The organism is Mycobacterium sp. TH-M116 (assembly GCF_057473685.1).
Genome location: NZ_JBYCLC010000176.1, coordinates 20,045 through 28,551, shown reverse-complemented (window position 1 = coordinate 28,551; position 8,507 = coordinate 20,045). Strand labels below are relative to the sequence as shown.

6 protein-coding genes are annotated in these 8,507 nt (G+C 67.4%); 3 read left to right on the top strand and 3 right to left on the bottom strand.

Annotated features, from left to right (window positions below; all coding sequences use genetic code 11):
• Together AC2VOK_RS09075 and AC2VOK_RS09070 are read right to left on the bottom strand one after the other, a co-directional pair.
• A partial coding sequence (locus tag AC2VOK_RS09075; RefSeq protein ID WP_428900177.1) for a MarR family winged helix-turn-helix transcriptional regulator occupies positions 1-280 on the bottom strand: 280 nt, incomplete at its 3' end.
• 257 nt (positions 281-537) lie between these two features.
• A complete protein-coding gene (locus AC2VOK_RS09070; protein ID WP_428900176.1) occupies positions 538-1,374 on the bottom strand; it encodes an SIR2 family NAD-dependent protein deacylase in 837 nt (278 codons plus the stop codon).
• A gap of 269 nt (positions 1,375-1,643) precedes the next feature.
• Between AC2VOK_RS09070 and AC2VOK_RS09065 the strand changes: the two genes are divergently transcribed.
• Positions 1,644-3,695: an NAD(+) synthase gene (locus AC2VOK_RS09065; protein WP_428900175.1), complete on the top strand. Its 2,052-nt coding sequence runs from the start codon at positions 1,644-1,646 to the stop codon at positions 3,693-3,695.
• Between the two features lie 43 nt (positions 3,696-3,738).
• Here AC2VOK_RS09065 and AC2VOK_RS09060 read toward each other — a convergent pair whose 3' ends face one another.
• Positions 3,739-4,632: a ribokinase gene (locus AC2VOK_RS09060; RefSeq protein WP_428900174.1), complete on the bottom strand. Its 894-nt coding sequence runs from the start codon at positions 4,630-4,632 to the stop codon at positions 3,739-3,741.
• A 278-nt stretch (positions 4,633-4,910) separates the two neighbouring features.
• On the opposite strand from AC2VOK_RS09060, the gene AC2VOK_RS09055 reads away from it, so the two are divergent.
• Complete coding sequence (locus AC2VOK_RS09055; RefSeq protein WP_428900173.1) at positions 4,911-7,046, top strand: adenylate/guanylate cyclase domain-containing protein; 2,136 nt, start codon at positions 4,911-4,913, stop codon at positions 7,044-7,046.
• The gene (locus AC2VOK_RS09050; RefSeq protein WP_428900172.1) at positions 7,046-8,449 is read left to right on the top strand and encodes a mechanosensitive ion channel domain-containing protein; all 1,404 of its coding nucleotides are present in this window, start codon (positions 7,046-7,048) and stop codon (positions 8,447-8,449) included. The genes AC2VOK_RS09055 and AC2VOK_RS09050 overlap by 1 nt, the downstream gene beginning before the upstream one ends.
• Positions 8,450-8,507: the final 58 nt, after the last annotated feature.

The following is an 8,507-nucleotide window of genomic DNA, read 5'->3' as shown; positions in this document are numbered from 1 at the left end:
GCCCGAGCGCGTCCAGACGTTTGAGCATGGGCGAAAGTGTGGCCGAATCCGACTGGAGAATGGCCGCGATCTCTTTGACCACCAACGGTTTCTGCCGCCCCGATGATTCCTTCCGGTGATCCCAGAGCGCGAGCATCACCAGGTACTGCGGGTGGGTGAGCCCCAGCGGCTCCAGCAGCGGCCGGTAGACGGCCAGGACGGCGCGGTTGGTGATGCTCAGCGCGAAGCAGACCTGCTGTTCGAGGGCCAGCGGATCGATCTCCGGCGCGAGCTGGGTCATATCTGAATCGTACACTATTGGTTAATAAACTAACGAAATTGCGTAGGTCGCATCGGGGTGGTCATCTGGCCCCTGTGGACATGAGATACTAAGCGCCACAAATTATTTCGGTGAGTGCGCTGGTCAGCTCCGGGCCGTGACCGGGGGCTGGTCGGGCAAGTTCTGCCGGCTGGCCGGCTCGACGCGCACGCGCCGGGCAATGTCCTTCACGCCATCCGCGGCATGCCCTGTGGCTTCGAGAGGTTCGGCAGTGGATCTCACGGTCCACCAAGCTCGCACGCCAGCAACGTCAGGATTTCGGAGCACCCGCCTTCGATCTTGAGGGTGGCCAGGTCGTCACCGCGCGTGCGTCCGCGGTTGAGGATGGCCACTGGAATGCCGAGCCCGACAGCGTGCCGCACAAAGCGGTAGCCGGAGAAGACGGTCAGCGACGAACCGGCTACCAGCAGGGCATCGGCTTGCTCCAACAGCGAGTAGGACCGGTCAAGGACCGGTTTGGGCACGCTCTCGCCGAAGTAGACGATGTCGGGTTTGAGCATTCCGGCGCAGCGCGGGCAGCCCAGGTAGCGGAACGTACTGGTGTCGGCGACGACGGCGTCGGCGTCGGGAGCCATTGCCAGGCCACCGAGTGCCCCGGCGCGCGCGAGGAAGCCGGGGTTGAGCGCCTCGAGTTCGTCGGCCAGTGCGGCGCGGCTCATGGTGTGGCCGCAGCCCAGACAGACCACCCGCGCGTACGTGCCGTGCAGGTCGACCACGTTGACGCTACCGGCCCTGGTGTGCAGCAGGTCGACGTTCTGGGTGATCACGCCGGCCACGACCCCCGCCCGCTCCAGGGCGGCCAGCGCCCGGTGTCCGGCGTTGGGCGCGGTGTCGGCCATGTGGCGCCAGCCGAGGTGGTTGCGGGCCCAGTAGCGCTGCCGAAAGGACGGATCCGACGTGAACTGGCGGATGGTCATCGGGTTGCTGGGTGGCGAATCCGGGCCCCGGTAGTCGGGAATACCCGAATCGGTGGAAAGCCCTGCGCCCGTGAGCACGGCGACGCGGCGACCGGCCAACAGCGCGACCAGCTCCGGCGATTCTGGGCGGGCGACCACTTACCCGAGGGTAGCGACCCGGCGCGGTTCCCGAGCGTGCGTGTCCGCGCGACGACTCGACGATGTCGGAGCATTCGGCGCTGAAGATGCCACGGTTGTCCTCGAACTGGATCAGGTCGGCGTCGCCGGATTCGCGCGCAGCGGACCACAGCGGACACGGTCTGGATGCTGTTGTCGGCAGGAGATGCAGGAGATGACAGTGTCACCGATGGGACCAGGTGTACCCGGCAAACCGGCGCTGAGGCCGCCTGGGCGAGAATGGGAGAGCGATGGATTTCTACAACAGCTACAACCAGGGCTTCGTCCGCGTCGCCGCGTGCACCCACCACACCACGTTGGCCGATCCGGCCGCAAACGCTGCGTCTGTGGTGCGGCTGGCCCATCAGTGCCACGACGAGGGTGTCGGCGTGGCCGTCTTTCCCGAGCTGACGCTGTCCGGGTATTCCATCGAGGACATCCTGCTGCAGGACCAGCTGCTCGACGACGTCGAAGAGGCCCTCGACGGGCTCGTTGCCGCCTCGGCCGAGCTGCTGCCCGTGCTGGTGGTCGGTGCCCCGCTGCGGCATCGGCACCGCATCTACAACACCGCGGTGGTGATCCACCGCGGCGTCGTCCTCGGCGTCGCGCCGAAGTCCTACCTGCCCACCTACCGGGAGTTCTACGAGCGTCGCCAGATCGCGTCCGGCGACGACGAGCGGGGCAGCATCCGCATCGGTGGCCCCGTCGGATCGATCGAGGCCCCGTTCGGTCCCGACCTGCTGTTCGCCGCGTCAGACCTGCCCGGCTTCGTGCTGCACGTCGAGATCTGCGAGGACATGTTCGTGCCGATTCCGCCGAGTGCGGAGGCGGCCCTGGCGGGGGCGACGGTGCTGGCCAACCTGTCCGGCAGCCCGATCACGATCGGGCGCGCCGAGGACCGCAGCCTGCTGGCGCGTTCGGCGTCGTCGCGCTGTCTGGCCGCCTACGTCTACGCTGCCGCGGGCCCGGGCGAATCGAGCACCGACCTGGCCTGGGACGGGCAGACCATGGTCTGGGAGAACGGAGTGCTGCTGGCCTCCTCCGAGCGGTTCCCGAGGGGGGAGCGGCGCAGCGTCGCCGATGTCGACACCGAGCTGCTGCGCGCCGAGCGGCTGCGCATGGGGACGTTCGACGACAACCGGCGCCACCACCGCACGTCGGCGGAGTCGTTCCGGCGCATCGAGTTCCGGCTGAACCCACCGGGAGGCGACATCGGCCTGCGCCGCGAGGTCGAGCGCTTCCCGTTCGTCCCCGCCGATGCGCAACGGCTGCAACAGGATTGCTACGAGGCCTACAACATCCAGGTCGCCGGGCTCGAACAGCGACTGCGGGCCCTGGACTACCCGAAGGTGGTCATCGGGATTTCCGGCGGGCTGGACTCGACGCATGCGTTGATCGTCGCCGCACGCGCGATGGACCGCGAGCAACGCCCGCGCAGCGACATCCTGGCCTTCACGCTGCCCGGTTTTGCGACGGGGGACCGCACCAGGCGCAACGCAATCGCACTGAGCCGCGCACTGGGCGTCACCTTCTCCGAGATCGACATCCGCGACACCGCTGCACTGATGCTCAAGGAGATCGATCACCCGTTCGCGCGCGGCGAGAAGGTGTACGACGTCACCTTCGAGAACGTGCAGGCCGGGTTGCGCACCGACTACCTGTTCCGGCTCGCCAACCAGCGGGGCGGGATCGTGCTGGGCACCGGTGATCTGTCCGAACTGGCGCTGGGCTGGTCGACCTACGGTGTCGGCGACCAGATGTCGCACTACAACGTCAACGCCGGTGTCCCCAAGACGCTGATCCAGCACTTGATCCGCTGGGTGATCTCCACCGGCGAGTTCGAGGCCGGGGTAGGCGAGGTGCTGCAGTCGGTGCTCGACACCGAGATCACTCCCGAGTTGGTGCCCAGCGGAGAAGAAGAGCTGCAGAGCAGCGAGGCCAAAGTCGGACCGTATGCGCTGCAGGACTTTTCACTGTTTCACGTGCTGCGCTACGGTTTTCGTCCGTCGAAGGTCGCGTTCCTGGCCTGGCACGCGTGGCACGACCCCGACCGGGGCAGCTGGCCGCCGGGATTTCCCGAAGACAAGCGGCCTGCCTACTCGCTGAAGGAGATTCGGCACTGGCTGCAGGTTTTCGTGCAGCGGTTCTACTCGTTCAGTCAATTCAAGCGGTCCGCCCTGCCGAACGGCCCGAAGGTGTCCCACGGCGGGGCGCTCTCGCCGCGGGGGGATTGGCGGGCCCCGTCGGACATGTCGGCGCGCATCTGGCTGGACGAGATCCAACGCGAGGTACCCGCGGAATAGGCCGCAAAAGCTCAGCGCTCGTAGGTGCCGGTGAGCACGCCGGCTAACGTTTCGGCCCGCGCAGCGCCGCGTCGATCGCGTCGGCGCGCGGCGCGCAGTCGCCGGCGCCGGCCACCAGGGTCGCCAGCGCTCCCGCCGTGCAGGCGCGGCGCAACGCGTGCAGCCGCTGTGCTTTCAGCGCCGGGTCTGTGCCCGGGGCCGACGGCCAGGTCGCCGCGAGCACCCCGGCGAACACGTCGCCGGCCCCGGTGGTGTCCACCGCGGCGACCGTGGGGGCGGGTACGGTGAACTCACCGTCGGCGCCGACGTAGCGGACGCCGCGGGCGCCCAGAGTGATCACCAGATGGCTTGGCCGCCAAGGCCATTGATTGGCCTCGCCTTCGTTGGCGATCAGCACGTCGGCCAATGCCGCCAGTTCGGCCAATACGCCGTCCTGCCGCCCGGCCGGCGAGGCGTTGACCAGGACGACCGCCCCGGCCGAACGGGCTTGCCGCGCCGCCGCCAGCGCCGCCGGGACCGGAATCTCCAACTGGGTCAACAGCACGTCGCAGTCGGCGATCACTGCGCGTGCCGCATCGTCGGACGGGGAAAGTCGCCCGTTGGCGCCCGGCGAAACCACGATGGTGTTCTCGGCGCCGGCGTCGACCACGATGATCGCCATGCCGCTCGGCCCGGGGACGGCGATGGTCCCGTCCAGCCCGACGCCGTTGGCCGTCAGGTGCGTCCGGAGCTGTCTGGCGGCGTCGTCCTCGCCGAGTGCGCCGACGAACTGCACCTGCGCGCCCGCCCGGGCCGCGGCGATCGCCTGGTTGCCGCCCTTGCCGCCGGGCCCCTGGCTCGACCAGGACGCCAGCACGGTCTCGCCCGGTCGTGGAAGGGCGTCGACGCCCAACGTCACATCCATGTTGACGCTGCCGACCACACACACCCGTGCCATTCCTGCGACGGTAGTCGCGTCGGCGTGGGACGCCGGCGGGGCGTGCGCCGTCCCTTGACGTGTGGGCACCGCTTTGCGGCAATCGCCGATATCCGGGGGTTCGCGCGTTACTCTGCTGCCTTAGCGGAGCCGATTCCTGCTGGAGAAAGGCGGAGAGGCGATTGACATCGAGCGGGGTACATGACGCCGGGCCGACCTCTGGACCGGGCAGGCAAACGAGCCGGAGGAAGGGCGGAGAGAAGCACCGGGCCGCCGCCGGTGGGTCGGCTTCGCCTGACATGACACGCAAGAGCCGCCGGCTGTTGCCGTGGCGCCGCTTCCGGTTCGGTATTCAGTCCAAGATCTTGGTGGCGCTGCTGCTGTCGAGCATCCTGGGGGTGTCGGTGATCGGTTTCATCGGGGCTCTCTCCGGCCGCGCCGCCTTGCGCCAGGTCGAATCCGAGCGGTTGATCGAATTGCGTCAGTCCCAGAAACGCGCGGTGGAGTCCCTGTTCCGGGAAGCGGCGAATTCACTCATTGTCTACAGCGGCGGTTTCAGCTTCAACGAGGCGACCACGGCGTTCACGGACGGCTTCGCGCAGTTGGCCGATGCGACGATCACCCCGGCCCAGCAGCGGGCGATCGTCAGCTATTACGACAACGAGATGATCAAACCCATCAAGCAGGCCACCGGCGACACCATCGACATCAACGCGGTGCTGCCGAGTTCCAATGCACAGAAGTACCTGCAGGCCTACTACACCGCACCGCCGCGGCCCACCGCCGACGCGCTGCCCGTCGAGAACGCCGGCGACGGCAGCGCCTGGTCGGCGGACAACGCGCGCTTCGACTTCTACATCCGCGGCATCGTCACGCGCTTCGACTTCCCGGACGCGCTTCTGCTGGACCTGCAGGGCAACGTCGTCTACAGCGTCCGCAAGGGTCCCGACCTCGGGACCAACATCCTCACCGGCCCTTATCGCGAATCGAAACTGCGAGAGGCCTACCAAAAAGCATTGGCCTCCAACGATGTCGACTTCGTCTGGATCACCGACTTTCAGCAGTATCAGCCGCACCTGGACCTTCCCACGGCGTGGGTGGTCTCGCCGGTGGGCATGAACGGAAAAGTCGAAGGGGTCCTGGCGCTGCCGGTGCCGATCGCCAAGCTCAACAAGACCATGACCGCCAACGGGCATTGGCAAGCCGCGGGCATGGGCGCGGCGACCGAGACGTATCTGGCGGGCCCGGACAACCTGATGCGCTCCGATTCGCGGACCTTTCTGCAAGATCCGCAGGAATACCGGCGCGACGCCATCAACGCCGGCACTCCGCCCGACGTGGTGGACCGGGCGATCCGTTTGCACACCACGGTCCTGGTGCAGCCGGTTCCGGGCGCGGGGCTTCGGGCCGCCCAGCGCGGTGAGACCGGGGTGATCAGCGCCACCGACTACACGGGCAACCGCGAGCTGCAGGCCTACGCGCCCTTGGACGTTGCGCACTCCGATCTGCACTGGTCGGTTCTGGCGACGCGCGACACCTCGGACGCCTTCGCCCGGTTGGGACGGTTCAGCAAGACCGTGGTGATCGCCGTGACGGCCATGATCTTCGCCATCTGCGTCGCCTCGATGCTGGTTGCCAGGGTGGCGGTGCAGCCGATCCGCCGCCTGGACAGCGGCACGCGCAAGATCAGTTCCGGCGACTACGACGTGAACATCCCGGTCAAGTCGCGCGATGAATTCGGGGACCTGACCGCGGCGTTCAACGAGATGAGCCGCAATCTCGCGATCAAGGAGGAGTTGCTCAATGAGCAGCGCCGCGAGAACGACCGCCTGTTGCTGGCGTTGATGCCCGAGTCCGTGGTGCAGCGGTATCGCGACGGTGAGGAGACGATAGCGGCGAAACACCAGGATGTCGCGATCATCTACGCCGACATCGTCGGCCTCGACGAACTCTCCAACACTGTGCCGGAGGGCGACTTGGTGGGCATCGTCAACGACCTGTTCCGCCAGTTCGACTCCGCTGCTGAATCGCTCGGCGTCGAACGGATTCGCACCGTGCACAACGGTTACCTCGCCAGCTGCGGGCTCGTCACTCCTCGGTTGGACAGCATCCACCGCAGTATCGACTTCGCGCTCGAGATCGGCCGCATCATCGACCGGTTCAACAACCAAAGCGAGCACAAGCTGGCGCTGCGGATCGGAGTCAACACCGGCAACGTCGTCAGCGGGCTGGTGGGCCGCTCCAGCCTCGTCTATGACATGTGGGGCGGTGCCGTCAGTTTGGCCCATCAAATGCACAGCGGCGCACCGCAACCCGGAATCTATGTCAGCTCCCAGGTGTACGAGGCGATGCGGGACATGCGGCAGTTCGCTCCGGCCGGGACGATCCCGGTCGGCGGAACAGATCAGGCGATCTACCGATTGTTGGAGCGGTGATGAACGCTTTCGAATCGTCGTGGTTCTACTGGGCGGTCGGGATCGCGGTTGGCCTGCCTCTCGGGTTGATCGTTCTCACCGAGGCACGCGACGCGCTCGTCCGGCGGAACAACCGCCTCGCGGGGCCGGTGAGCGTGTTGCGCGACTACCTGGTGCCGCTCGGTGCGCTGCTGCTGCTGCTGGTCCAGGCCGCGCAGGTGCCGGCCGGGAACATCCCGGTGCGAATACTCGCCACGGTGTTCGGGTTCTTGGTGCTGGTGCTGGTGCTCTCGGGGCTCAACGCGACCGTGTTCGAGGGCGCGCCCGAAAAAAGCTGGCGCAAAAGGATGCCCGCCATCTTCCTGGACGTGGCCCGCATCGCCGTGATCGGCGCTGGTTTGGCGGTGATGTTGTCCTACATCTGGGGTGTGCGGGTCGGCGGCCTGTTCGCCGCTCTGGGCGTCACCTCGGTCGTCATCGGACTGATGTTGCAGAACTCCGTCGGCCAGATCGTGTCCGGGCTGTTCATGCTTTTCGAGCAACCTTTCCGGATCGACGAGTGGCTGGATACCGGGACGGCGCGGGGACGCGTTGTCGAGGTGAATTGGCGCGCCGTGCACATCGACACCGGTAGCGGAATGCGGGTGACGCCGAACTCGGTGCTGGCCACCACCGCGTTCACGAATCTCAGCCGCCCGCCCGGCACGCACAGGGTCGAGTTCACCACGACGTTTTCCAACGCCGATCCGCCGGACCGGGTGTGCGCGTTGCTGTCGAAGGTTGCCCGCGCGTTGCCGCAGTGCAAGCCGGGCGTGCTGCCCCGTTCGGTACCGCTTGGTTCCGCCGAATACCGCACGACCATAGGGCTCGCCTCGCCGGCCGACGCGGGGGCCGCGAAGGCGACGTTCCTGCGCTGGATCTGGTACGCCGCGCGGCGAGCCGGGTTGCACCTCGACGACGCCGACGAGGTGTTTTCGACGACCGAACGTGTGGCGCATGCATTGCGCACCGTGGTGGCGCCGGCGTTGCGGCTCGACGCCGAGGAACAGCGGTCGCTGCAGTCGTGCGCGCGGATCGTCCGGTACGGCGCCGAGGAAATCGTGGAATACGCCGGTGAGGTGCCGACGGGCATGACGTTCCTGGTGGCCGGGCGCGTACAGATGACCGTCACCGCCGACGACGGGACGGTCGTGCCGATCGGCACCCTGGTCGAGGGTTCGTTTTTGGGCCTGACGGCGCTGACCCGGCAGCCGAACCTCGCCAGCGCGTATGCGCTGGACGAGGTGACCGCGCTCGAGATCGATCGCGAGCACATCGAGCAGGCGGTGATGCGTGAACCGTTGCTGTTGAAGAACTTCGGCCACATCCTCGACGAGCGTCAGACCAGAGCGCGGCAGGTTCGGCGCGGCGAGCGGGTGGGGTGAGACCCGTGGGCAGACACGGGCCGCCGCAGCCGGTGATCCGGGTGACCGATACCCTTGT

Excerpts from the sequence above, each read along its gene's own strand:
- AC2VOK_RS09065 (WP_428900175.1), top strand. The coding sequence starts at position 1,644 with ATGGATTTCTACAACAGCTACAACCAGGGCTTCGTCCGCGTCGCCGCG.
- AC2VOK_RS09060 (WP_428900174.1), bottom strand. The coding sequence starts at position 4,632 with ATGGCACGGGTGTGTGTGGTCGGCAGCGTCAACATGGATGTGACGTTG.
- AC2VOK_RS09055 (WP_428900173.1), top strand. The coding sequence starts at position 4,911 with ATGACACGCAAGAGCCGCCGGCTGTTGCCGTGGCGCCGCTTCCGGTTC.
- AC2VOK_RS09050 (WP_428900172.1), top strand. The coding sequence starts at position 7,046 with ATGAACGCTTTCGAATCGTCGTGGTTCTACTGGGCGGTCGGGATCGCG.